Source organism: Bacillus sp. MN7755 (assembly GCF_054771475.1).
In genome coordinates, this window is the sequence record NZ_BTRL01000008.1 from 56,499 (window position 1) to 80,520 (window position 24,022).

Sequence of the window (24,022 nt, forward strand, 5' to 3'; positions counted from 1 at the left end):
ACGATGATGTGGAAATTGAAATTCTTTTTAGACTTTGAGAAAGAGGAAAAATGGCTAGAAGAGATGGCTTGGAAAGGCTATCAACTAGAAAGTAATACATTTGGTTATACATTTAGATATACAGAACGGGAAGATGCGACGATTAAAATAGACCATAGAGTATTTAGTAGAAAAAGTGATTTTATTAATTACTGCACATTATTTGAAGATAGTGGCTGGGAGCATATAGCTGGTAATTGGTGGTCAGGTACGTACTATTTTAAAAAGGTAAATGAGGAAAGTGAAGATGACATTTTTTCAGATCAAATGTCACGAGCAGGGAAGTATAAACGTCTATCTAAAACATTTTTAGAATTAGCTATATGCTCTATTCCGATATTAATCCTATTTATGTTTAATGACACGATTAATTTAGGAGCACTAGCAAATCCGAAAGAACTATATTTTACGCCAGGATTATGGGATAAGCAAGGTGTATCATTTCTATGGTCATTCTTATTTGAAACACCATTTGCATTGATGAGAGGCTTTGCATGTTTGTTTATCCCTGCTGCAATTGTTATGTATTTAGTTTGTTCGTATAAAGCAAATCGATTGTATGAAGAGAGAAGATGATAGGATGGGGCCCCTTAAAGCTGATGCTTTGAGGGGCTTTTTTTTGCATTTGTAAATGGTATCTTTTTAAAATGGATAAAGGAAAAGAATGCGCATTGGAAGCAAGTTATTATGATTTTAATGTAGTTGTGTAATCATTATCAACTGGAATAATCTTCTTTAAATATTCCATAATTAACCTACATATAACATCTTTATATGTTAATATAAAAGGGTATGCACGGTATTCTTTTCAACATATTATTTTAAGAATAAGGGGATTCAATTATGAATTTTAAACAATTAATTTTAGCAGGGACAGTTATTGCATCAACAACACTAACTCCTCTAACAAATGTGCAAGCAGAAAATACAGTAGAATTTAAAGATGTTCCTGAAAATCACTGGTCTTATAAAGCAATTATGGATTTAAAAGAGAAAAATATTGTAGCTGGTTATGGAAACGGAATGTTTGGTTTTGGTGATAACATTACACGAGGACAAGTAGCTAGACTAATATATGCTTACTTGAAGCCAGCAGATGAACTTACTACACAAAAACCTTTCACAGATATAGAAGGGCATATGTTTGAAAAAGAAATTCTAGCTCTTAATAAAGCTGGTATTATGAACGGATTTGGTAATGGGAAATTTGGTCCAGATAATGTTTTAACACGTGAACAATTAGCTGTTGTATTAACAAAGGCATTTAACTTCCAAGCAACATCTACTACCACTTTCAAAGATGTAGATAAAAATTACTGGGCAACAAATGCTATCAGCGCATTACAAGAAAATAAAATCACGACGGGCACGGGTGATAATAAGTTTGAACCGCAAAGTCTCGTGACTCGTGAGCAGTATGCACTATTCTTATACAATGCAATTAATAAATCAGAAAAAGAGCCTGAGTTAAAGCCTACTGTTATACCGCAAGATTTAGCAGATGATGATATTTATTATTATGAAGGTTGGATGGAGAGCTCATCTGTACTGAAAAGATCTGTATCTAAGGAAGCACAAAATTTTGTTACTCAAATCAATACAAAATATAATGCGGAATTAAAGTATGCAGCGATAGGTGGTCCAGGTTCAGAGGTCGTTTTATTCTCTCCAGTATTAGAGGGGATTCCAGAATTTTATGGGAATTTCACTGTTAGGGGTGATGATGAAAATAACTTTACTGTTAATTTTGTAATTGAGAGAGGCCAAGGTAATAAGGCGTTACTAGAGTTAGGGAAAAAGTGGATCACTATGATAAATCCAAACTTAGATTTGAGTAAAGAGATTGATAATATAGTGGCTTCTAATACACGCACAGGTAATTTTGAAATAAATAAAAACAATCTTAAAATAGAGATAAGCTTAGAGAAGCAAAATTCTAGTAGTGATCTAATGCATGTTAAAATCAACAAGTAAAAAAGAGGAGTGAAGTTTCACTCCTTTTTTAATTATGCTATTTCTACTTTTATCCCGCTATTCTACCTATGATGCTAACAGTAATTATAAACTCGTAGATTAAATGAATCCTGAAGAAATCGAAAAAGAGCTAGAGGGAATGCCGCATTATCTATGTGGCTTAAGCAAGGGCTTTTGGGTGTCATCACTGCAATTGTTCTTTTATTAATCGCTGCATGGACTACAAAAGGACCTCATACAGACGGCCGGCATAAATAAATTATTGTATTTCTCAATAAACAAAAACAACTTAACATGGTAAAATAATAGTTGGATGGGAGTCCAATACATATTATTAAAATTAAGATGGTTCAAGTCGGAGGAAGGCACCTTAGGGTGTCTTTTCTTTTTTACAAAAAAAGAAAATTTTACATTTAAACGCATTTTAAATACAAAATAACCGATTTCTTATACGTTAAGAAACCGGTTATTTATTTCTCTACTTTTTTAGGGAGCTTTTTCTTATAATGGTCTTAAATCACAAATAAAAGATAGAGTAAAAACTATATAAAAAATAAATGTAACGAAAACAAGAAAACATATAAACTGAGAATTAGATACATACTGTTCTATTCTTTTTTTCATGTTAATTCGTATTATTTTTCAAATGTGAAGTATCAATTGGAATTTGAGCTTTCCAAGATCCAGCTACTTTTCCAATTTTATTTATATTTATATCTAGCGTAAGAGGTTGTTTGAAAGAGTCTTTTCCTTCAGGACCTTCAACAAATGTAACGAAACCTTCTGGTTTGTCTTTCTCACGAATGCCTACATGATCTAATTTTTTACCTGCTGCCATAAGTTCAAAAGGAAGAAGATCATCTGAATCTTGGATAAAAGATATTACCCCTCCTTTTTTAAGCTCAGGGTTTTCTTCTTGTTGTCCATTAACCTTACCATCATTCCCAAGTTCTAATCCCGATGTATCAAATTCAAATGGTACTAAACTTCCGTCAGCTTTTTCCATTCTATAATGAACTGATATACGTGAATCTGCGATATATAATTCTTTGAAATGTACAGTAATACCTTGATCTGTAATTTTTTCATCAATAGGAATATATTTACCATTCTTCATTCCATCTATTTTGTTACCATTTTCATCTGTACCCCCCTCATTTACAACCTTATCGTTTATAACTGCATTAGAAAAATACGAGGCAACATTTGTAGCTGCTACTTGTACTTGTGGAATCATTGCTGTTGTGAAAAGTGCTGCTGCAGCTACTGCTGTATACATGAAACGTTTTGATTTTTTACTCATGTTTGTAAAGATTCCTTTCTTCTGTTGTTTTTTGTGATTTATATTAGAAACATTGCCTAACTTGGAGCGACTTTCAAATGTTTTCCATGCTTGTTCTATATCAATTTTGATTTCTTGTGGTGAATTTGCACATTCTTCATCTAGCATTACGTTTTCCCATTGATTTAATTTACTCATTTCTACTAATAAATCTTGGCATGCTTCACATGTATCTAGGTGCTTTGTGAATTCCTTTCTTATATCATGAGAAAGTTCGCCATCAATATATGTTTGAATAAATCCGATATCATAACATTTCATTTGTTATGCCTCCTCTATTTGTTTATAAATCTTGCGAAATTTCATTTTGGCTCGGACCAATAATGTTCCAATAGAAGATATTTCAATTTGAAGTATTTCTGCAATTTCTTTATATTGAAAACCAGAGAATTTCATTAGTAAAAGGGTTCGTTCTCGATCATTCATTTTATTTAGTATCGTTTGGACCTTTGTAATTTCTTCTTTTCTTATCCAATCATCGTCTAATGATGATACATTTTGTACTTCGTGGTATTGTATTTCTTTATCAATCTTCGCTTGCTGCCTTTTTTCAGATCGGAAATGGTTATAAGCAACATAAGTAGAAGATTTAATCAACCATCCAGGGATGTTTTCAATTCCTTTCCAATCACTACGATATAATTGTAAAAATACTTCTTGTGCTAACTCTTCAGCGATAGATTGATCTTTAACAATCCATATAATCTGTTTCACAGCATAAGCATAGTACTGCTTAAATAAATCTTCAAAGGTCATCTCACAAGCATGACTTTCTTCATTTTCTATCGTTAACATGTTAGTTTAAACCTCACTTTCAATTTGATACCTGTATTATAGAGAAACCAGAAAAACGGATTTTGTGACAGTTTTTCTAGTTATTTTTTTATATTTTTTATTATGTACTAAAAAAAGCATTCATCTGATTAAAAGATAAATGCAAAAAGGGAACTATAACTCTTACAGTAGTTGTCTATTAATGTATAAGAAAACAGTTAGTTTGTTGCCAAATTGTATCTAAACGTACAATGTTCTTTTTTCTGAATAAGAGTTTTTCCTTAAAGAAGATAAATTTTCAATGGATTACTACCAAGTATATAGATAAATTTCGTCCATATATTTGTAGAAAGGGGGAATTCAAATGAAGAGAGCTGATAATAAGATTGGTCACTTTATATCCGAAAAAGGGAAGGAAGATTTTCAAATTGTTTACGATGAATCAATGGCACTTCTTCCAAAACCTAACGAAACGAAAGATATAAAAACGAAATATGGCACAATTCGTGCTTATTACTTTACTAAAGAAGAAAACAAACATAAGGAACCAATACTTTTACTCCCTGGACGTGGTGCATCTACTCCAATGTGGGTACCCAATTTAGAAGGGCTAAGGGAGAAAAGGCCTGTTTATACGATAGATTTACTCGGTGAACCTGGAATGAGTGTGCAAACAAAGGTGATTGAAAACCAAAAACAACAAGCAGAATGGTTAAATGAAGTAATTGAAGGATTAGGTTTAGAAAAAGTGCATATCGTGGGTGTCTCCATTGGAGGTTGGACAACAATGAACTTGGCTAGATATAACCCTGAGCATATTGCTACGGCTAGTTTATTGGATCCAGTCTTTGTATTTGCGCAAATATCCATAAAGATGATTCTAGCATCTATTCCAGCTTCCGTTCCTATTGTACCTAAGTTTATAAGAGAAAAGATGTTAAGCTATGTTTCTGGGGGAGCAGAAATAAATAAAGATGAGTCTATCGCTAAGTTAATCGAGTCGGGTATGCGTAACTATAAACTGAAAACGCCAGCGCCTGATTTATTTAGTAAAGAAGACTTGAAAAATATCAATATTCCAGTGCTTGCATTAATGGCTGAAAAAAGTACAATGCATAATTCGGTAAAAGCAGTTGAAACTGGGAAAAGATATGTTAAAGATATCGATATAGTGAACTGGAAAAATGCATCTCACGCAATCAATGGTGAATTCTCTAACGAAGTTAATGCCAGAATCCTTGATTTTGTAGAAAAACATTCTAATGATAACTAAGTTGAAAGTGGAAAATATGTTGTAATAACAATCTTATCTCTATATAGCTATTTTGGGATTTTACTTCTTCTATTTTTATGAATATGTATAATTACATAAAATTTCAGAGAAAAAGAGAGTATACTTTCATATTGTGTAATAAAGATAAAGCCCGCCTACGGAAATAGGCGAGCTTTTTTTACATATAAAGAAAAGACACTCACATGAGTGTCTTTTCGATAGTTTTTTAGCAGAAGCAAGCAGCTCCAACGATGATTAATAAAATAAACAATACAACTAATAAAGCAAATCCTCCAGCGAAGCCACAGCCGCCACAACTACCACCAAAGCCCATAACAGTTCCTCCTTTTAATAGGAGGGGAAAACCAAGGATTCACTCATGTGTTTTAACGGATTCCATTTACTTTATGCTTTTACGAATGAATGGAGCAGGTCCTTTTCAAAATAGATTTATTTATCCCGCATTAACGTGCAGTAAGACCCCCACCTCAAAATTCAGCAGAAGCAAAGAAGTTAGGTGGGTGCCCTGCTGCACGTAAAAGCCCGGGGCTGATTAAAGTTTCACTTTTTTACGTTAACTAGAATTTTAAAAGAAATCCTCCATCATTTTCGCATCTTTAATGTTCACTATCACACCTTCAATTTTATCCTTCTTCTCATCTTTAGCAATCGTAACTTGCTCCTTATTATCAGCCCACACAAGAAATTGTTCTTTTGAGTCATCTTTATATGTAACAGTAATAGTAGAATGTGCAGATTCTCTCTTTTTTTGATCTAAAGTGATTGTTTTAGGTGTTCCATTTTGAACTGCTGAAACGATAGATTTTACCATTTCTTCATTACTTGTTTGAGATTTGGAAGTAGTATGATTTGTTGTTTTGAGTATTTCAATGTCTGTAATATTTGCGGAGTTTAATTGAAAGGTATTTTGTGTATGTTCTTGCTTAACTTGTGAAGCTTTATCTGTAGCTGAGGTGCTTGTACAACCAATTAAAGTGAAAGATAGAGCGGTTAGAGCGCATATAGATATGATTTTTTTCATAGTATCCCTCCTTACGTTTAATTATAACAATTTTCTGTTAAATTAGGTAGTTATTGTAAGGGGGGTGAGGTGTTTTAAAGTGGAAAATTACGCTGTTCATTCTCTATTAAAAAAATCTAAATAACTTTTTTCATATTTTATGTTTAACATTGGGAAAATAGGTGTACTACATATAATATAACAAATAATTCATTTTAGAGGAGGAAGTTAAAGATGGAAACGAAGTATAGTAAACCTTTTGTATATGAATTTATTACGGAGAAAGAGGTCATGAATGCGGCGAATGATCTAGTGAAGAAAGGAATAGACCAAGAAGATATTTACGTATTAACACATGAGAAAGAAAGGACAGATAGAATCGCAGACAATGCAGACGTGAATACAATTGGAATAAAAGAGGAAGGACTTGGGACAAGTATTATTAACGTCTTTCAAAAAACGGGAGATCAGTTAAGAAATAAGATGCAAGAGTTAGGGCTTAATGAGGAAGAAGCTAACTTTTATGAAGAAAAGCTGGATGAAGGGAAAATCTTGTTATTCGTTAAAGATTTAGAAAGAGTCGGTGAATGGTTACAAGAAAGAAGATGCACGTATTCTATTTAAATTTGTATCCTTTAAATCTATAAATCTATTACGAAAAGGAGATTGGAAATATGAGTGAGAGCGGGCTAAAAGAACAAATTACTGGTAAGGTTGAAAAGAAAAAGGGACAAGTAAAAGAAGGAATTGGTGAAGTTACAGAAGATAGAGAGTTGAAAAATGAAGGGAAGTGGGAGAAGACGAAAGGAACTATAAAAGAAAAAGTCGGAAAAGTGAAACAAAAGATAAGTGATGGATTGGATAATAAAGAATAATACATGTTTATCAAGCTTTGGTTACATACCAAAGCTTGATAAATCAAATATAAAAACAATATAGGAGGTTTAATTGTGGGACTTATTATTACGTGTATTGTAGGTGGACTTATTGGTGCGTTAGCTGGAATGATTACAGGAAAAGACTTTCCTTTAGGTATAGTTGGTAATGTAATTGCTGGTTTAATTGGATCTTGGGTTGGTAGTGCATTATTTGGTCACTGGGGTCCTGAATGGGGAGGCATTTTTATTCTTCCAGCGTTATTAGGTGCAATCGTCTTTATTTTAATCGCTACATTCTTCTCTAGAATGCTACGGAAAGCGTAAGTATGATAATGAATAGTAATCTTAAGTTTATTATATATAGCTATAAGGTTAATAAACTGATAAATATACATAAAAAAGCATCCAATTAAAATAATTTGGATGCTTTTTTATGTAATCTGCATAGGAATGAGTGGGGGATGAAGAACCCCCCACTCATTGAAATTACACTTTCTATTATGTATTAAACCATCGTTACTTTTTTACAATTATTTATTCTTACGACCTGCCTCGGTTCTATATGAGATAAGTCCTCGTTATTGCCTATATCAACTACAATTGTATTCGTTAGTATGTTAATAATGGAACCAACTAATTTTGTAGCATGATCGTGTCGATAAGAAAATTGAACGAAATCTCCCTTTTTAAAGCTGTGCTCTTCCATAGATAGATCCCCCCTAAAAATAATGTTTATACATTATATATACACAAATTTATAAGGTTTAAACATTTGATAATATTTTTTAAGTGTTAAGCCGAGAAAGGTGTAGAAAATTTATTTATAATGAAAATAAAAAAATATGTTTAAAACTAATTTTTATGGGTAATTAAGATAGTAGTAGTTTGAGATAAGGGGGCGGAAATGATGAATTTGGCAATAAATATTTTGCAAAATGATTTAGGTTATACTGTACAACTTACTGGTGAAATTGATGCGTATACGGCATCAGATTTGAAAAATAAGATTATGCCTATTGCAAGCGAGAAAGAGGTTCATATTGTAGTAGATTTTCATAACGTAGATTATATGGATAGTACTGGTTTAGGCGTTTTTATAGCTCTATTAAAAGCAGTTAAGAAAAATGATGGAAAACTAGAGTTTATCGGTGTATCTAAAAGACTAAAAAGATTATTTGATATTACAGGGTTAACAGAAATATTAAATTTGAATTCCGATGCTGAAAAAGTAGAAAGAAGGTGACTAGGGATGATGGAGAAATTTGAAAAGATAGAAATGAAAATTCCTGCAAAAGCAGAATATGTGGCTATTATTCGTTTAACAATGGCTGGTGTTGCGAATCGAATGGGCTTTGCTTACGACGATATAGAAGATATGAAAATTGCTATTAGTGAAGCATGTACAAACATTGTACAACATGCATACAAAGAAGACGTTGGAGAAATTACAATTATTTTTGGTTTATATGAAGATCGATTAGAAATTATGGTTGCGGATAATGGGATTAGCTTTGATTTTAGCACCTTAAAAAATAAAGTTGGTCCGTATGATATTAGTAAACCAGTAGAACATTTGCCGGAAAATGGTTTAGGTTTATATTTAATCAATACATTAATGGATGATATACAAATTATGCATGATGAGGGCATGACAGTTTTAATGACAAAATATATACAAAGAGAGCAGGTGGAGAATGATGGAAATCCAATCTCAACCTACGAATCTTACTAAAGAAGACGTTATTAAGCTAATTGCAGAATTTCAACAAAACCAATGTGATGAAGCACAGGAAAGGTTAGTTAATCATTATAAAAATCTTGTATATTCCATTGCATATCGTTATTCCAAAGGCGGGCCTATGCATGAGGATATTATACAAGTAGGAATGTTAGGGCTCTTAGGCGCAATAAGAAGGTATGATTATTCGATAGGGAATGCTTTTGAGCCGTTTGCAATACCTACTATAGTAGGCGAAATAAAGAAGTATTTACGTGATAAAACTTGGGGCATTCACGTTCCAAGGCGAATTAAAGATTTGGGCGGGAAAATTAAACTTGCGATAGAGGAGTTAACAGATCATTTGCAGCGTTCACCGAAGATTATAGAGATTGCGGATCATTTAGGACTATCCGAAGAGGAAGTGCTAGAGATTATGGATGCTAAAAATAATTATCGAGTATCTTCCTTAGATGATGTAGTTGAAAATTCATCTGATGGAAGTTCGGTAGCGAGAATTGAATCTGTAGGTGAAGTAGAGCAAGGATATGAACAGACAGAAAGGCGTCTCGTTTTAGAGGATATTTTTAACGTATTAAATGAGACAGAAAAGAGTGTTATTCATTATATATTTGGAGAAAATTTAAATCAAAAAGATACAGGGGAACGGTTAGGTATTTCACAAATGCACGTTTCTCGTATTAAAAGACAAGCGATAAGTAAATTGAAGCAAGCAGCGTTTTTAGATACATAAAAATTTTAAATAATGATGTTTAAAACATGAGAAAAGGGGTACTTATTAAGTATAGGAGGAGATATTAAATGTCACACGATGTGAAAGAACTAATCGAGGGATTGAATGAAGATTTAGCAGGAGAATACTCAGCAATTATTATGTATAACCATAATGCAGCTACGGTTTCTGGTATATATAGACAAGTATTAAAACCTTTCTTTGAATCTGAAATTAGTGATGAACAAGGACATGCCCTATATTTAGCGGAGAAAATTAAGACGCTAGGTGGTACACCTACTACGACCCCTTTACCAGTGAAACAAGTAGAAGATGTTAGAGAAATGTTAGAAGAAGCTAGACAATCAGAATATGAAACAATTAAGCGTTATGAAAAGCGAAAAGAACAAGCAGCGGAATTAAATATGACAGAGTTAGTTGTAAAGTTAGAAGATATGATTGCAGATGAAACAAATCATATGGAAGAATTAGATCGTCTTTTAAATGACAAAGCAATGGTGTTAAATTAAAAGTGGAAATTTATAGAGTGAAAGAACAAACTCTCATTTCTGGGGGTTTGTTCTTTTGCTGTGTAAATATGTTTGAGTAGGAAATTTTCATTTTATAACTGAGTATGTAATACTAGAAAAATAGAAAATGATAATAGATTTACATTTTAAATCAGAAAAGGGGAAATAACTTGTGTCCATTTTAATTGTCGATGATAATCCGGTTAACATCTTTGTAATTGAAAAAATTTTAAAACAAGCCGGATATCAGGATCTTGTATCGCTTAATTCTGCACAAGAGCTTTTCGAATACATCCATTTTGGAAAAGATTCTTCCAGGCATAATGAAATAGATTTAATCCTATTAGATATCATGATGCCTGAAATTGATGGACTTGAAGTTTGTAGGCGATTACAAAAAGAGGAGAAGTTTAAAGATATACCTATTATTTTTGTAACAGCTTTAGAAGATGCGAATAAATTAGCTGAAGCGCTTGATATGGGAGCAATGGATTATATTACGAAACCTATAAATAAAGTTGAACTATTAGCACGTATGCGTGTAGCGTTACGCTTGAAATCGGAATTAAATTGGCATAAAGAACAAGAAGAAAATCTTCGGAATGAACTAGATTTAGCTACGCAAGTACAAAGAAACTTATTAAGTAGTCCATTAAGGGAAGATCATATAAAAATTGAAGCAAGTTACTTACCTTCATTCAAACTAGCTGGAGATATGTATTACTGGTATAAAATCGATGAAAATCGCTACGGTATTATATTATTAGATGTGATGGGACATGGTGTATCTGCTTCATTAGTTTGTATGTTCATTTCGTCCGTATTACGTGAAACGATTAAATGTTTAATTGATCCAGAACTCGTCATTAAAGACTTAAATAAATATATGACTCTTTTACATAATGAGAATGACAATATTCCATATTATTTTACAGCGATATACTTAGTAGTTAATACAGAAAATAGAACAATTGAATATGTAAATGCAGGACATCCTTCTGGATACGTTTTAGTTGATGAAACAAATGTAGTTGAACTAGATCGCGGGAGTTGTGCGGTAGGATTTTTTGATGAAATAAAAGTTGAAAAGACAGTTATACCTTTTGAGAAGAACGCTCAAATATTATTGTTTACAGATGGTGTACTTGAAGCAATTTCAAATGATGAATTTGAGTCTGAAGAAAAGTTACGTACTTTTACAGAAAGAAAATGGGGCGATTTAGAAGGAGAGATAGAAGGGTTTTATAAGGAAGAACAGAAGAAAGCACAATCAGATGATATGTGTCTAATTATGATACAAACGAATGCGAAATAAAAAGCGTATGAAATCCAAACAGAGGATTTCATACGCTTTTATTGTATTTTTTGATAGATTTGTTCGTGTGGATTAAATTGGGTATAATGCGGCATTATATCCGAGAAACGAAGAGTTTCTTTATTTCCTAAACATAGGAATCCATTGTGACCTAAACTTTCATAAAATAGTTGCTGTACTTGGTTTTGAAGTTTACCTGTAAAGTAAATTAAAACGTTACGGCAAAGTATAATATGAAATTCGTTAAAAGATTGATCGGTTACTAAATTATGCTGTGCAAAAATAATGTTTTGTAACAGTGAAGGATTAAAATAAGCAAAACGACTATCCGTTGAATAATAGTTAGAAAATGCTTGTGTACCCCCGGCTTGTAAATAATTTTTCGTATAAGTTTGCATTTTATTTAATGGAAGTATACCTTGTTTGGCTTTTTCTAACACATTAGTATTCATATCTGTTGCGTAAATAACAGCTTTTTCACTTAATCCTTCTTCGTGAAGTAAGATGGACATTGATAATACTTCTTCACCAGTTGCGCATCCAGCATGCCAAATTCTAATTTCAGGATGCTTTTTTAATTCAGGAATAACATGCTCTCTTAGCGCCTTAAAAAAGGTAGGGTTACGGAACATCTCAGTTACATTAATGGAGAAATCATTTAATAACTGTTCTAAAAACCCTTCCTCATGAATTACTTTTTCAATTAATTTTGAAATGGTAGGGATATTAGAGAGCTGCATTCTATTGCAAATTCTTCTATAAATAGAAGTACGAGCATATTGGCGGAAATCAAATCCTGATAGTTTAAATACCGCTTCTAATAGTAATTCAATTTCTAAGTTCGTACGCTTATCCGTATCTACTGATGGATCAAAATTATAATACTTATTTTCCACTGAAACTAAACCTCACTTATTTTATTAACCATACACTCATTACCGAATAGAGTTGCTGTAAATTTAATGGTTTACTTATATAATCTGAAGCGCCAGCAGATAAACATTTTTCCTTATCATTTGGCATTGCTTTAGCAGTTAATGCAATAATAGGTATTTCATGTAACTCTAAATTCATTCGGATATTTTCCATCGTTTCATAACCGTCCATATTCGGCATCATAATATCCATTAAAATAAGGTCGATATTTGTATTGCCTTTTAGTACTTCTAAACACTCTATGCCGTTTTGTGCAGTAATAATGTTGGCATGTTGTTTTTCTAATGCATTTTGTAATGCAAATATATTTCGATGATCATCATCGACAATTAAAATGGTTTTCTCTTGGAAGACGTTATTTGTTTCTAGAGTAACGATAGTTTCCTCGAGAACTTCAGCAGGAATAACTTCATCTATCGTTGCTGCGACTTCTAAATTGGATAACTGTATATCATGTAATCCATTTGGAAGGTTAGGAATATATACTGTGAAAGTACTGCCTTCTCCTACATGACTCTCTAACGTAATCCAACCACCTAATAATCTAGCAAACTCTTTACAAATGGATAAACCTAAGCCTGTACCACCATACTTCCGAATCGTTGCGCCATCTGCCTGTTGAAAGGCTTCGAAAATAAGTTGATGCTGTTCTTTAGCGATACCAATACCAGTATCTTTTACTGAAATTGTAATCCAATCTTTACTTACAGACTGCATATCATGACTCAAATTGGTTGTTTCTATCGAATCGAAATGTAAAGAGACGGATCCTTTTTCTGTGAATTTAAATGCATTGGATAATAAGTTTTTAATAATTTGCTCAATCCGTTTTGCATCTGTATAAAACAGATCAGGAATGGTATCACTGTCTTCAACAGTAAATTCAACATTTTTTTGTGCAGCTATATGTAAAAAGTTTTGATGCATACTTGCTGCCATGTCACTTATGTTCGTTGCTTCAAAAATGACGTCTAGTTTTCCGGCTTCTACTTTAGATAAATCTAGTATGTCATTAATTAAAGTAAGTAAATCTTTCCCTGATGAATGAATGACGGTTGCTAATTCAATTTCATCATCGGATAAATGATTATCATGATTTTCTCTTAACATTTCAGATAATAGTAAAATACTATTTAATGGTGTGCGTAATTCATGTGACATATTTGCTAAGAACTCTGATTTGTATTTTGAGCTACGTAACAACTCGCTTGCTTTTTCTTCTAATTCTGATTTAGTAATTTGTAAGTCAGCTGTCTTTTGTTCAGCTTCTTCAGTTCTAGACTCTAATTGTTCATTCGTTGTTCGTAATTCTTCGGCTTGCATTTGTAGTTCTTCGGCTTGCGTTTGTAATTCTTCTGATTGAACTTGCAACTCTTCTGTCATTGCTTGTGATTCATGTAAAAGAGTTTGAATTCGCATACGTCCCATAATGCTATGGATTGTTAAACCTAGATTATCAACGGTTTGTTGAATTAAATCTTGATGTAAGTCTGAAATCTCAGTTACACTTACTAACTCCATTACTGCGATCACTTCATCCTCAAATAAGATAGGGATGACTAGTAGATTTTTAGGGCGTATTTCTAATACGCCGCTAGTGACATAACGAAACTCTTCGGGTATGTCTCGAAGAATAAAACTTTTCTTTTCTAAGGCAGACTGTCCAATGAAACCTTCACCCATTTTAATGGATTGTTTTCCAATATCAGCACCTCGATCGGCGAAAGAAGCTTTCTTCACATAGTAGACAGTGTCTTCAATTTCTTCACGTACATAGAATGCACCGCAAGAAGTTTGTGTTTTTTGTATAACTCCACTAAGAATTTTTTTACCTAACATCTCAATAGAAGATACACCTTGATACATTAAAATTAATTCTGCAAGCTCGGTTTGTAACCACTCTCTTTTAGATATTTCGTCTAGTAGATGGTTCGTTGTATGAGCAAGATCTTTTATTTCATCCCGCGTGTTTACATGAATTCTTTCCGTAATTTTTTCTTTAGAAGAAATAGATTTAATAGCTTGAATTACATTTTTAATCGTTTTTGTAATGGAATTAGAAATATAAAGTGAAACGATAATGGAAATACAAGAAAGTAAGAACAATAAACTGTATAACCAAATCTCTAATTTATTATTTTCAGTATCTAATTGTGTAGCTCTTTTTTTCGTTAATTGCTCCTCAGTGCTGCGGAAGTCAGTTAGCTGTGATTGCAATGATTGGATTTCGGTAGTGTCGATTTCTTTTATGTTATTACTATTATGATTTGCAATTAACGGGTGAATTTCTTTATTCATCCAACTAGTAATGTTTTCGTTAATTTGTTTTAATTTTTCTTGCTGAGATGGATTATCTTCTAATAAAGAAAAAAGATCATGGTAATGTTTTTCATAATCTCTTTCGGCAGAGTTAAGAGATTGCAGATAGGTCGCGTTATTAGAAGTGATAAATCCTTTCGCTTTATTTTCAATTGTTAGCAATTCTTTCTCCACTTGGTTCGTTAAATTAAGAACTTTAAAATCGTGATCAATAATAAAATTACGAGATTTTTGTAAATTGGAAATCTCATTGTTTAACATAATGAAAGAAATAAGTAAGAACAAAATGATAACTAAATAACCAGCCATAATTTTGTAGCGAATACTAAATTTTGCTTTCGAGTTCATTAAAAATTCCTACCTTCAAGATTAGTAAAAGCTTTCTATTGTAAAGAATGAAAAACGTAATATATATTATATCAGTTTTCCTAAGGCCAAACTAGAAATCCCCCTATTGTATTAGGGGGTCTCGTTTTGAATAGAGGAAATCATTTTGAAATAACCATATATGAAAAGTAAAGATCGAGGGAATAGGGGATAACAAAACTGTTAAGAAGGAAAGAGTGTACTTAAAGCTTTTTTTGCATCTATTCCTTCAAAGATAAATAATACAAGCTCTCTCTTTTTTACAGTAAGGAAAAAGGATACTAGAGTGCTTAAATTTTTAATTGATGTCAGTGTTCCATGTTTACTTATAAACAAATTCGTTTGAAATGTTGTCATTAAAGCATAAAAATGATGAATCTGAGTTATTGTAGGTGTTTCATTATAAAGAATAGTAGTAGATTGGATTGCATTCATCGAAATATTCCTTTCCATATAGTAAGCATAACAATATAAACATACCCGTTTTAAAAAATGTTAAACATATAAATAAAAAAATATAATTATAGTTTTTTACGTTTAGAAAGGGTTACGAAGGGTATACATATACTACAAAGAGATTGAATGAAGATGAATTGTAAGATTTCTAGTCTATAAAAATATACTTTTACTTTAAATAAAAAGGAGTCTGGTATACATGAATGAAATGATGATTGATATTACATTTGATTTAATTTACTTGTTAAGTAGTTCGCTTGTAATGCTTTTACTATTTGCTTTTTTCGTAAATGGTTATGTTAATAAGAAGATTAGTGTATACAGAAATGAAGAAAGATAAAGATACATTATATAAAACTTTAGGAGGTTAATAGTTATGAATGTAGATAGAAAAATAGTAGGTGTTTTTAGAACAATTGATGATGCGGCGTTCGTTATTAATGAATTAAAAGATAAAGGATACCCGGCGGATAACATTTCAGCTATTGCAAAGGATCAAAAGGAAATTGAACATCTGGAAGAAAAATCGGGTGAAAAAGTGAATCATGAAACTGCGCATAAAGCAGATATCTTTTCAGCGACAGGGCTTGTAGCAGGAGGAGTAGCGGGTGGACTCGGTGGTTTATTAACTGGCCTTGGTATACTTGCCATATCTGGAATGGGTCCAATTGTAGCAGCGGGACCTATTGCAGCAGCTATTGGAGGAGCCGGTATTGGCGGAGGAGCTGGAAGTTTAATAGGAGCATTTATAGGATTAGGAATCCCAGAAGAACATGCTAAGAAATATGAAGAGTATATTTACGATGGGAATATATTAATTTTAGTAGATGCAAAATTAGATGATAAGTTAGAAATATATAAAATATTTGATAAGTATAATGCTTATAACTCTGATTTCTTTAAATAATAATTACTTCACATATCAGTTATGAAAAATGTAGACATAGTGAATATCGTTTTTTGATCTTACAACTTTGGCGCGGCCGAGGAGTCGTATGACTATAAGAGAGGAAGGGCTTATAGTAAAAGATCAAGTTCTATTATGTTATTTAAAAGGAAAGAGGTGTCTTTTCGTGATTGTAAAAATATTAAAGGATAGTAGTAATAGCTTCCTTTGTACAGTTCAAAATAAAAATGGAGATCAGTATGTGAAGAAATGGTTTCGTAAACAGAAAAACAATGAAGAATTAGGGCGACCAACTTTTAAAGAAGTAGAAAAGGACTGGAAAGAAAATAGAGAATCTTTTATGTATCCCAATATTAAAGCGCTTTATTAAAATTAAACATAATGCGCGTTTTATTCTTACAAAACTGTCACATTCCTGTAAGGTAATTCAATAGATTCGTTACTTTTTCCATGTCATAATAAAGACATAAGAAAGCTAATTAAAACTACAACTTATTAGGAGAGTGTCAGTCATGATTGTAACAACAACTTCTGGAATTCAAGGTAAAGAAATTATTGAGTATATTGATATTGTAAATGGTGAAGCTATTATGGGTGCAAATATTGTCCGCGATTTATTCGCTTCTGTTCGTGATGTTGTCGGTGGTCGTGCTGGTTCTTATGAAAGCAAGCTAAAAGAAGCTCGTGATATCGCAATGGATGAAATGAAAGAACTTGCAAAACAAAAAGGTGCAAACGCTATTGTTGGTATTGACGTAGATTACGAAGTTGTTCGTGATGGAATGTTAATGGTTGCTGTAAGTGGTACAGCTGTACGTATATAAGTAAATAAAAACAGGCTCACCCCTTGAAGTTTATGCTTTGAGGGGATTTTTTTATTTTTCTTTTGTTCATAACTTAAAGTTAAGAGGGAGAAGAGCCGATGTACTAGCCTACTTATTTCAAATGTAGTATATTATTTTCAAAGATAAAAGTAATAATATGGAAATTATATATATTTAACGAAGGTGTTAACTTTATGACAAATAATAAAATTGTTATTTGAGGTACGGAGAAAATTAGTGGTATGAATAACTTTAGAGAGTGTATAGTTGATAGAAATAAACGATGGAGCATGTAAAGAGTTATATTACATAAAATTTATTATGAATGGAGGCGGTTACACTATGTTTTGGTTAGGGTGCTTTTTAGGATACATTGTAGGTTCCGTTATTACATGTGCGCTACTTTACTTTGGATATAGATCCAGTGAAAATAAAAAAGCGGATATGCAAAAGAGGGAGGAGAGAGAAATCAATAAAAAAGGTGTATAGGATGTGAAAGGTAAGGTGATAGCGTTGATACAAAAATAAAGGACAGTACATATTGTATATGACTAACTATGTACTGTTCCGCGTATTCTTTTTGGATTAGGAAAAGTTGTTTCCTGTCTTACTATAAAATTCATAAGCGAAAAATCCAAATAAATAGCCTATTCCAGCTCCTAAAATAACTGAAAGTAGGGAGAAGTCCGGGAAAAACATACCGAAAATCAAACCGATCATACAGCCAACAAGCATTCCTATAGGTATGAAACTATCTAATAAGTTTTGAGCTTCTTTTGATTTTTTCTTACCTAATGTGCCGTTGTTATATTTATGCTTCAGCCTTCCAATCACATATACTACAATTCCCCCGGCTATTAAAACAGGCGCAATTGCCGTAAGTAACCACATATTAGGGTCTCCTTTCACCTTTTAATAGAATTATACCAGATACTTACAATTGGATATTCCTGAACGTACTATCTAGTCTATTTAAATGGCTAATCAAAAAGACTCCTTCAATTGTAGTTAATAACTCGTCAAAAACACTTTCCCTTTCGTTTTCTCAGCAGATTGAACAACATCAACCGCTGTTTTCACATCCGCTAAGTCATACGTAGAATGTACCGTCATAAAACGTAATTGCTTATTTTCTACTAGACGAATTAAGTGACGAAACGTCTCCTGCCATTTATATGGTGACACTTCTTTATTCCAATGTCGTAAATGAAATATGTTTGCGTGCACTTTTGCTTTCGTGACAATCTCTGCCCAGTTTACTTGTACACCTGATAGAAGACCGATCGTTAAAAAGTGCCCGTTTGGACGTAAGGAAAAAGCTAATTCATCTCCAGCTGGTCCCCCGATAGAATCAATTGCAGCATCTGCACCAATCCCGTTTGTTAATTCCATAACTGTTTCGTGAAGCGGGGCAGTGGAAGTATGTATTACATAATCGGCACCAAGCTGAAGTAATTCCTCTGTATGTTTACTATTTCTTGTCACTGCAATGAGTCGGAAATTCATAATTTGTGATAACTGTGCAAATAGGTGACCAATAGCGGATCCGCAAGCATTCACTAATAAAACGCTACCCTGTTTTAAGTTTAGCTTTTCTGTACACGTAACCCACGCCGTAAGAGGATTAATGTACATTTGTGCCGCTGTGAAATCATCAATGGAATCGGGAATAGGGACGACAAAATCAGCTGACGTCTTCACATATTCTTGCCAAGTACCTTCTCCACGTAACGGTAAAACACGTTTACCGATCAGGTCTCTAGAAACAAAAGCTCCCACATCTTCTACAATACCAACACCTTCATAACCAGGTATGTTAGGTAAAGGAATTCTATGTGCATACGCTCCGGTAACGGGAATTAAGTCAGATGGATTAATTGGTCTAACTAACATACGAACGAGAACTTCATTCTCTTTTAATGGTTCTATATTTTTATATTCAATTTGTAATACATTTTTGGGATTGCCAAACTCGTGAAATTGAATGCATGTTCCGCGCAAGATAAATATTCCCCCTTAGTTTGATTGGATTTATTATAGCATTTTTGATTTTGGGTGTTATTTCATTAGCAAAAAATAAAGGGGAACAGAAAGTCATCGTTTATCCATTTGATAAAATCGATTTCTCCTGAATACATAGTAATATAAGAAAAAGACGCCCTTGTGAGCGTCTATTTCCAACTTGAGATAGATGTATCATTATTGTTCTGCTAGGTTACATAGTTCTCGTATAAAGTTTTCTCACACAAATGATCTGTGCATCAATTTGTTTTTGATATACAGATCATTTGTATGATAATTCTTATAAAAAATTGCTGAATGATAACCTTACATGAATGCTTTTAAAAGCTCTTGAACTAATGGAATTACTCCACCTACAAATTTTAAAACTGCCATTGCGATTTCCATATGATTGCCTCCTTTAGTAGTATGTAATAAATCTTTATAATCTCATTATAGTAAGCGCTTACAAAAACATCAATGCATTTCGATATGCAATATTTCATATTTATATTTGGTAATGGGGATGAAGCGGAATCAGTAACTTATACCGCTATTTGTGGGAGGCGGGCTGCCCATAAAAGTACAATTGGTGAGGGTTAATAACTAATGGGAATGGACAAAAGCCCCAATGATTAAAGTTTCACTTTATCAAAATGTAAGCTGTATCTTGTATAATATAATGGTGGAGGTCGAATATGAAAAAAATAAATTCAAATATAGATTTGGATACAAATGTATTGGAAGCGGTATTTATTCCAAGAAGGTTTATTGTTTTATGGATTACACTCGTATATATAGCTTCAATGCTTTTAGAATTTCGTAATAATATTCTCTCGATGGATAGTTTCTTCTTTACAATAGTGATTGTTATTCATACTATTTTTCATTGGTATGCGAGTTCATTAAAGAATAGGCAATTGTTGTACTTCTTTTTTGTACAACTCTTCATTGTGTTTCTCGCTGCATTTATTGTACCAAATGGTTCAATAGCTATTTTTGTTGGATTAACACCTATTTTAATTGCCCAAAGTCTATATGTTTATCACAATATATTTAAAGTAATAGCAGTTTTTACTCTTATGTACGCCATATTTTGTACTGCAATTAGTATAAATTATGGTGTGAATAAATTAGCTATTCTTATTTCTATGTTTCTTTTAGTGTTAGCAATTATTATTCCTTTTTCTTATATTAATAAGCAGCAATTTGATGCACGTAATCGTATACAGAGTTACATTCAAGAGTTAGAGTCTGCATATATGAGAGTGGAAGAATTGACATTAGCTAATGAAAGACAGCGAATGGCAAGAGATTTACATGATACGTTAGCGCAAGGTGTAGCGAGCTTAATTATGCAATTGGAAGCAATAGATGCCCATATGCAAAAAGGGAATGCAGGACGATCTCAAGAAATTATGAAACAAACTATGATAAGAGCGAGACAAACGTTACATGATGCGAGGCTGGTTATTGATGATTTGCGTCATACTACCAATTCATTTAATAAAGCAGTAGAGGAAGAAGTTCAACGTTTTTCTGAGGCTACGTCTATACATGTGAGATTTACTATTCAAAGCTCCCCGCATATTTCAAGCTTAGTAAAGGAACATTGTTTATATGTAATTAGTGAATGTTTAACGAATATCGCAAAACATTCGCAGGCAACAGAGGTAAATTTAAAAGTTGAATATATTGATAAAATTAAAAAACTTACTATTGAAGTTGAAGATAATGGAATTGGTTTTGACACCGGATATATCGGTAAGAATCCTGGACATTACGGCTTAATTGGCTTAAATGAGCGTGTTCGGTTGATGAATGGAGAAATACATATATTGAGTGAAAAGATAAAGGGTACGAAAGTGTATATTCAAGTACCTATCAATAATGAAGGAGATAGCCATGAAGTATAATGTATTAATTGTAGATGATCATTTCGTTGTAAGAGAAGGTCTGAAATTAATAATAGAAACGAGTGATTCATTTCAAATTATAGGTGAGGCTGCAAATGGAGAAGAAGCCCTTTCTTTCATAGAAAAAAGGAAACCTGATCTTATTTTAATGGATCTAAATATGCCTAAAATGAGCGGTTTAGAAACAATTGAGGCTTTGAATAAAAAACAAAATCATACGCCGATTATTATATTAACTACTTATAACGAAGATGAATTAATGTTAAAGGGAATTGAGCTAGGAGCAAAAGGATATTTGCTAAAGGATACGGATCGTGAGAATTTGTTTCGAACATTGGAAGCGGCTATTCGGGGTGAAATATTACTACAACCAAATATTATGGAAAAGATAGTGAATTATAAAAGGAAAGAAGCATATGCTGATAAGGTTGAAGAAAGTAACTTAACAGAAAAAGAATTGTTTGTGTTGAAAGCTATTGCGCGCGGATATAAGAATAAAGAAATTGCATTCGATATGGGGATAGCTGAGCGAACGGTAAAAGCGTATTTAACAAATATATACAATAAATTAGGTGTTAATTCACGGTCAGAAGCGGTAGCTGTATCTATTGAAAGGAAGTTAATTCGTTTTTAAAACATTATATATGCCCAATCGTACATGATAGGTTTGCCCTTTTGTACGATTTTTTTATTTCTTTCTCATGTTATGCTTACAGAAAGTATGAGAGATTTAAGAACAGTACAATTACAGACGTTTTTAATGTGGGAAAGGAAGAAGAATAATTAAATGGCAACTTTGTTTTTAATTCCTGTAGTAATTCTCTTTATTTGGATGCAAAGCAAACAAAGAAAAATAAGCAGGATAGATATAGTAACTTTTCTAATGATGATAGGAATTATTACTTGTACGGTACCGCAACCAATGACTTGGGATTTACAAGCAGAGTTACTGGCAGTTACGCTTTTTTCTTTTGCTATTGGTGTTTGGCAAGGTGGGGGAATTATAGCCTGTAATAAGGATAAAATTTTATATATCACAAATGGAAAACAGTATTCTATTTCATGGATTCTCTTAATAATTGGCAACATAATTATTATTAACATATTTGAAGGCGGATTTATATTGAATGGAGTGTGGTTCCTTTTGTGTAGTGTTTTCATAGCATCTGGGGTAAAAAACAGTATTCTATGTGTTCAATACAAATTAACAGTGCGAAATTGAATGAAAAAGTAAAGCTGTTTTCTTTTATCACAACCTTGAACGTATTGGAAGAATGGGGGAGTTAACGTAGATGTTTCTACCTATTACTACATTTGATAGGTTTAATTGGCTTGGAAATGTTGCTTTCTCTTCAGAAAAGGTTAGCAGGAATCGAGTGCTTTCGAGGGCTGAAGAGAGAGATGATAAGTTGCGTAATAAGAAATGTATAGATTCAGTTACTAAAATTCATAAGGAAATAAAGATAGGTTTTGTGAAATATGGTGCTAATTATGTATCGGGCTGTGCAGAGCCTTATTCAATCATTGTCATAACGAGTGGTGATATGCTTGTTGGAAGTGGGCGGGTTAATAAGTTTGGCGAATTTAAAATATATACGAATGATTATTTGGAAGAGTATTTGGTAATAGAGATTCAGTTGATAACGGGTGGTTTCTATCAAGGGGGTATAACGATAGAGGTAGAATAAGGTATTATGATTTCCTTTTTATTTATTAAATAAAAAGGAAGCAACCGCAGTCGCTTCCTACATCTATTAAGCCGAAGCCTTCTTCATTCTCTCAAGTAAACTAGATAACACATGTGTACGATACGATTCTAGTTTTTTACCTTCATAAGTACGGATACCTAATTTTTTAAGTTCTTTTACATACCAACCTTTGCTTCCGAAATACATGTGATCGCTCCCCTTCAACTTTGTTTTTATTTGTTCTGATTGTACTTGGAGGTACAGGTAATATAATGAAGGAAATGAATTTCGCGCGAAAATGGTTAACTTTGTTGCAAAAGACATATATACTAAAGATAGTATACAACGAGGTGGACAAGACGTGATTATAGAGAAGCACGAAATTCAAATTGACCAAATTACGAGTGGTAAAGTGAATATCTTTACTTTCTATCGAAATAGAAAGCAAATTGATGATCATTTTTTACGATTGCAAGAACCATCGCTTACAGCAAACTACTTCTTCCATTTTCATTTTGATGCAGAGAGCTTGCATCTACTGCAGAAAGAGTTTCCAAGCGTATATCCGTACGACGGTAGTGAAACGATTCACGACTGGACGGAAAAGATGAAAGCAGAATTGCAACATCAGATCCAAACAGGTAAATGGAATAAACGCGTACGTATTGGTAATCGCATTCTAGATGTGGTGTTTACGTGGTGTGATGAAGATATAGTAGAGTGAAAAAGAAGCGGATGACGCTTCTTTTTTTAGCGCTGGAATAAAACGAGCTTACCTGCAGAAGATGTGCAGCGATGTGTTTTTTCATACAATCCTTTTTCTTGTAAAATAGATTCACCTTTTGCTTTCGCTTCTTTTTCAGTTGCCGCCTCGAATGATTCGTCTAATGCTTTAGAACCATCTTTTTCAAAGACTGTTAGAACGTATACTCCCATGAAATTCCCTCCAATAATAAAAATCAGAATCTTATAACTATTTTGGCATAAATCATTAGAATATGCAAAGAAATATA

General features: G+C 32.7%; 33 protein-coding genes. 21 read left to right on the forward strand and 12 right to left on the reverse strand.

What is annotated here, in order from left to right; genetic code table 11:
* The first annotated feature begins 3 nt into the window (after positions 1–3).
* Together ACYVEC_RS07260 and ACYVEC_RS07265 are read left to right on the forward strand one after the other, a co-directional pair.
* Positions 4–615, forward strand: coding sequence for a DUF2812 domain-containing protein (locus ACYVEC_RS07260; protein WP_063222011.1), 612 nt, complete (start codon positions 4–6; stop codon positions 613–615).
* A 267-nt stretch (positions 616–882) separates the two neighbouring features.
* Entirely contained in the window at positions 883–2,013 is a 1,131-nt protein-coding gene (locus tag ACYVEC_RS07265; RefSeq protein WP_063222010.1) for an S-layer homology domain-containing protein, read from the forward strand.
* Positions 2,014–2,638: 625 nt separating this feature from the next.
* On the opposite strand, the gene ACYVEC_RS07270 is transcribed toward ACYVEC_RS07265, so the two are convergent.
* Together ACYVEC_RS07270 and ACYVEC_RS07275 are read right to left on the reverse strand one after the other, a co-directional pair.
* Positions 2,639–3,616 carry a DUF4179 domain-containing protein gene (locus ACYVEC_RS07270; RefSeq protein ID WP_460506034.1) on the reverse strand — a complete coding sequence of 326 codons (978 nt, stop codon included), beginning with the start codon at positions 3,614–3,616 and terminating at the stop codon, positions 2,639–2,641.
* 3 nt (positions 3,617–3,619) lie between these two features.
* Positions 3,620–4,150, reverse strand: coding sequence for an RNA polymerase sigma factor SigX (locus tag ACYVEC_RS07275; RefSeq protein ID WP_460506036.1), 531 nt, complete (start codon positions 4,148–4,150; stop codon positions 3,620–3,622).
* A 343-nt stretch (positions 4,151–4,493) separates the two neighbouring features.
* Between ACYVEC_RS07275 and ACYVEC_RS07280 the strand changes: the two genes are divergently transcribed.
* Complete coding sequence (locus ACYVEC_RS07280) at positions 4,494–5,402, forward strand: alpha/beta fold hydrolase (RefSeq protein ID WP_460506038.1); 909 nt, start codon at positions 4,494–4,496, stop codon at positions 5,400–5,402.
* A 226-nt stretch (positions 5,403–5,628) separates the two neighbouring features.
* On the opposite strand, the gene ACYVEC_RS07285 is transcribed toward ACYVEC_RS07280, so the two are convergent.
* On the reverse strand, positions 5,629–5,736 hold the full coding sequence (locus tag ACYVEC_RS07285) for a YjcZ family sporulation protein (protein WP_000505670.1): 108 nt from the start codon (positions 5,734–5,736) through the stop codon (positions 5,629–5,631).
* Positions 5,737–5,988: 252 nt separating this feature from the next.
* On the reverse strand, positions 5,989–6,444 hold the full coding sequence (locus ACYVEC_RS07290) for a hypothetical protein (RefSeq protein ID WP_098555888.1): 456 nt from the start codon (positions 6,442–6,444) through the stop codon (positions 5,989–5,991).
* A gap of 213 nt (positions 6,445–6,657) precedes the next feature.
* On the opposite strand from ACYVEC_RS07290, the gene ACYVEC_RS07295 reads away from it, so the two are divergent.
* The 3 genes from ACYVEC_RS07295 to ACYVEC_RS07305 all read left to right on the forward strand — a co-directional run bounded on the left by ACYVEC_RS07295 (position 6,658) and on the right by ACYVEC_RS07305 (position 7,625).
* The gene (locus ACYVEC_RS07295) at positions 6,658–7,047 is read left to right on the forward strand and encodes a YflT domain-containing protein (RefSeq protein ID WP_063222005.1); all 390 of its coding nucleotides are present in this window, start codon (positions 6,658–6,660) and stop codon (positions 7,045–7,047) included.
* 50 nt (positions 7,048–7,097) lie between these two features.
* Positions 7,098–7,298, forward strand: a complete 201-nt coding sequence (locus ACYVEC_RS07300; protein WP_000004263.1) for a CsbD family protein — start codon at positions 7,098–7,100, stop codon at positions 7,296–7,298.
* Between the two features lie 75 nt (positions 7,299–7,373).
* On the forward strand, positions 7,374–7,625 hold the full coding sequence (locus ACYVEC_RS07305) for a GlsB/YeaQ/YmgE family stress response membrane protein (protein ID WP_460506041.1): 252 nt from the start codon (positions 7,374–7,376) through the stop codon (positions 7,623–7,625).
* 181 nt (positions 7,626–7,806) lie between these two features.
* On the opposite strand, the gene ACYVEC_RS07310 is transcribed toward ACYVEC_RS07305, so the two are convergent.
* A complete protein-coding gene (locus tag ACYVEC_RS07310) occupies positions 7,807–8,007 on the reverse strand; it encodes a hypothetical protein (protein ID WP_000391018.1) in 201 nt (66 codons plus the stop codon).
* A gap of 198 nt (positions 8,008–8,205) precedes the next feature.
* Here ACYVEC_RS07310 and ACYVEC_RS07315 point away from each other — a divergent pair, with 198 nt between their 5' ends.
* From ACYVEC_RS07315 to ACYVEC_RS07335, 5 genes are all read left to right on the forward strand, one after another.
* Entirely contained in the window at positions 8,206–8,544 is a 339-nt protein-coding gene (locus ACYVEC_RS07315) for an STAS domain-containing protein (RefSeq protein WP_063222004.1), read from the forward strand.
* A gap of 6 nt (positions 8,545–8,550) precedes the next feature.
* Positions 8,551–9,033: an anti-sigma B factor RsbW gene (gene rsbW / locus ACYVEC_RS07320; RefSeq protein WP_098555891.1), complete on the forward strand. Its 483-nt coding sequence runs from the start codon at positions 8,551–8,553 to the stop codon at positions 9,031–9,033.
* Positions 8,996–9,772: an RNA polymerase sigma factor SigB gene (gene sigB / locus ACYVEC_RS07325; RefSeq protein ID WP_063222002.1), complete on the forward strand. Its 777-nt coding sequence runs from the start codon at positions 8,996–8,998 to the stop codon at positions 9,770–9,772. Before rsbW ends, sigB begins: the two co-directional genes overlap by 38 nt.
* A gap of 68 nt (positions 9,773–9,840) precedes the next feature.
* Positions 9,841–10,281, forward strand: a complete 441-nt coding sequence (locus tag ACYVEC_RS07330; protein ID WP_063222001.1) for a ferritin-like domain-containing protein — start codon at positions 9,841–9,843, stop codon at positions 10,279–10,281.
* A gap of 172 nt (positions 10,282–10,453) precedes the next feature.
* A complete protein-coding gene (locus ACYVEC_RS07335; protein ID WP_063222000.1) occupies positions 10,454–11,596 on the forward strand; it encodes a fused response regulator/phosphatase in 1,143 nt (380 codons plus the stop codon).
* 38 nt (positions 11,597–11,634) lie between these two features.
* Here ACYVEC_RS07335 and ACYVEC_RS07340 read toward each other — a convergent pair whose 3' ends face one another.
* From ACYVEC_RS07340 to ACYVEC_RS07350, 3 genes are all read right to left on the reverse strand, one after another.
* Positions 11,635–12,492 carry a CheR family methyltransferase gene (locus ACYVEC_RS07340; protein ID WP_098555892.1) on the reverse strand — a complete coding sequence of 286 codons (858 nt, stop codon included), beginning with the start codon at positions 12,490–12,492 and terminating at the stop codon, positions 11,635–11,637.
* A 16-nt stretch (positions 12,493–12,508) separates the two neighbouring features.
* Positions 12,509–15,199 (reverse strand): ATP-binding protein, encoded by a 2,691-nt coding sequence (locus ACYVEC_RS07345; RefSeq protein WP_098555894.1) that lies wholly within the window; start codon positions 15,197–15,199, stop codon positions 12,509–12,511.
* Positions 15,200–15,400: 201 nt separating this feature from the next.
* Positions 15,401–15,652: a hypothetical protein gene (locus ACYVEC_RS07350; RefSeq protein ID WP_063221997.1), complete on the reverse strand. Its 252-nt coding sequence runs from the start codon at positions 15,650–15,652 to the stop codon at positions 15,401–15,403.
* 220 nt (positions 15,653–15,872) lie between these two features.
* Between ACYVEC_RS07350 and ACYVEC_RS07355 the strand changes: the two genes are divergently transcribed.
* The 5 genes from ACYVEC_RS07355 (at position 15,873) to ACYVEC_RS07375 (ending at position 17,893) form a co-directional block, all read left to right on the forward strand.
* A complete protein-coding gene (locus tag ACYVEC_RS07355) occupies positions 15,873–16,013 on the forward strand; it encodes a hypothetical protein (protein ID WP_016089038.1) in 141 nt (46 codons plus the stop codon).
* A 36-nt stretch (positions 16,014–16,049) separates the two neighbouring features.
* Complete coding sequence (locus tag ACYVEC_RS07360) at positions 16,050–16,580, forward strand: general stress protein (RefSeq protein WP_063221996.1); 531 nt, start codon at positions 16,050–16,052, stop codon at positions 16,578–16,580.
* Between the two features lie 166 nt (positions 16,581–16,746).
* Positions 16,747–16,950 carry a DUF4028 family protein gene (locus ACYVEC_RS07365; RefSeq protein WP_063222075.1) on the forward strand — a complete coding sequence of 68 codons (204 nt, stop codon included), beginning with the start codon at positions 16,747–16,749 and terminating at the stop codon, positions 16,948–16,950.
* A gap of 142 nt (positions 16,951–17,092) precedes the next feature.
* The gene (locus ACYVEC_RS07370; RefSeq protein ID WP_000637510.1) at positions 17,093–17,404 is read left to right on the forward strand and encodes a YbjQ family protein; all 312 of its coding nucleotides are present in this window, start codon (positions 17,093–17,095) and stop codon (positions 17,402–17,404) included.
* Positions 17,405–17,746: 342 nt separating this feature from the next.
* The gene (locus ACYVEC_RS07375) at positions 17,747–17,893 is read left to right on the forward strand and encodes a hypothetical protein (protein ID WP_162840201.1); all 147 of its coding nucleotides are present in this window, start codon (positions 17,747–17,749) and stop codon (positions 17,891–17,893) included.
* 96 nt (positions 17,894–17,989) lie between these two features.
* Here the strand turns inward: ACYVEC_RS07375 and ACYVEC_RS07380 are convergent, their stop codons facing one another.
* Together ACYVEC_RS07380 and ACYVEC_RS07385 are read right to left on the reverse strand one after the other, a co-directional pair.
* On the reverse strand, positions 17,990–18,295 hold the full coding sequence (locus ACYVEC_RS07380) for a hypothetical protein (protein WP_063221994.1): 306 nt from the start codon (positions 18,293–18,295) through the stop codon (positions 17,990–17,992).
* 117 nt (positions 18,296–18,412) lie between these two features.
* Entirely contained in the window at positions 18,413–19,408 is a 996-nt protein-coding gene (locus ACYVEC_RS07385; RefSeq protein WP_063221993.1) for a zinc-dependent alcohol dehydrogenase family protein, read from the reverse strand.
* 695 nt (positions 19,409–20,103) lie between these two features.
* Between ACYVEC_RS07385 and ACYVEC_RS07390 the strand changes: the two genes are divergently transcribed.
* The 4 genes from ACYVEC_RS07390 to ACYVEC_RS07405 all read left to right on the forward strand — a co-directional run bounded on the left by ACYVEC_RS07390 (position 20,104) and on the right by ACYVEC_RS07405 (position 23,009).
* The gene (locus ACYVEC_RS07390; RefSeq protein ID WP_460506048.1) at positions 20,104–21,321 is read left to right on the forward strand and encodes a sensor histidine kinase; all 1,218 of its coding nucleotides are present in this window, start codon (positions 20,104–20,106) and stop codon (positions 21,319–21,321) included.
* Positions 21,311–21,955: a response regulator gene (locus ACYVEC_RS07395; protein WP_063221991.1), complete on the forward strand. Its 645-nt coding sequence runs from the start codon at positions 21,311–21,313 to the stop codon at positions 21,953–21,955. The genes ACYVEC_RS07390 and ACYVEC_RS07395 overlap by 11 nt, the downstream gene beginning before the upstream one ends.
* Before the next feature lie 153 nt (positions 21,956–22,108).
* The gene (locus ACYVEC_RS07400; RefSeq protein WP_063221990.1) at positions 22,109–22,543 is read left to right on the forward strand and encodes a hypothetical protein; all 435 of its coding nucleotides are present in this window, start codon (positions 22,109–22,111) and stop codon (positions 22,541–22,543) included.
* Positions 22,544–22,613: 70 nt separating this feature from the next.
* Positions 22,614–23,009, forward strand: coding sequence for a hypothetical protein (locus tag ACYVEC_RS07405; RefSeq protein WP_063221989.1), 396 nt, complete (start codon positions 22,614–22,616; stop codon positions 23,007–23,009).
* 66 nt (positions 23,010–23,075) lie between these two features.
* On the opposite strand, the gene ACYVEC_RS07410 is transcribed toward ACYVEC_RS07405, so the two are convergent.
* Complete coding sequence (locus ACYVEC_RS07410; RefSeq protein ID WP_000273536.1) at positions 23,076–23,216, reverse strand: YflJ family protein; 141 nt, start codon at positions 23,214–23,216, stop codon at positions 23,076–23,078.
* Between the two features lie 154 nt (positions 23,217–23,370).
* Between ACYVEC_RS07410 and ACYVEC_RS07415 the strand changes: the two genes are divergently transcribed.
* The gene (locus ACYVEC_RS07415) at positions 23,371–23,733 is read left to right on the forward strand and encodes a hypothetical protein (protein WP_000582785.1); all 363 of its coding nucleotides are present in this window, start codon (positions 23,371–23,373) and stop codon (positions 23,731–23,733) included.
* Between the two features lie 26 nt (positions 23,734–23,759).
* Here ACYVEC_RS07415 and ACYVEC_RS07420 read toward each other — a convergent pair whose 3' ends face one another.
* Positions 23,760–23,945, reverse strand: a complete 186-nt coding sequence (locus ACYVEC_RS07420) for a YhzD family protein (RefSeq protein ID WP_000539551.1) — start codon at positions 23,943–23,945, stop codon at positions 23,760–23,762.
* Positions 23,946–24,022 lie beyond the last annotated feature (77 nt).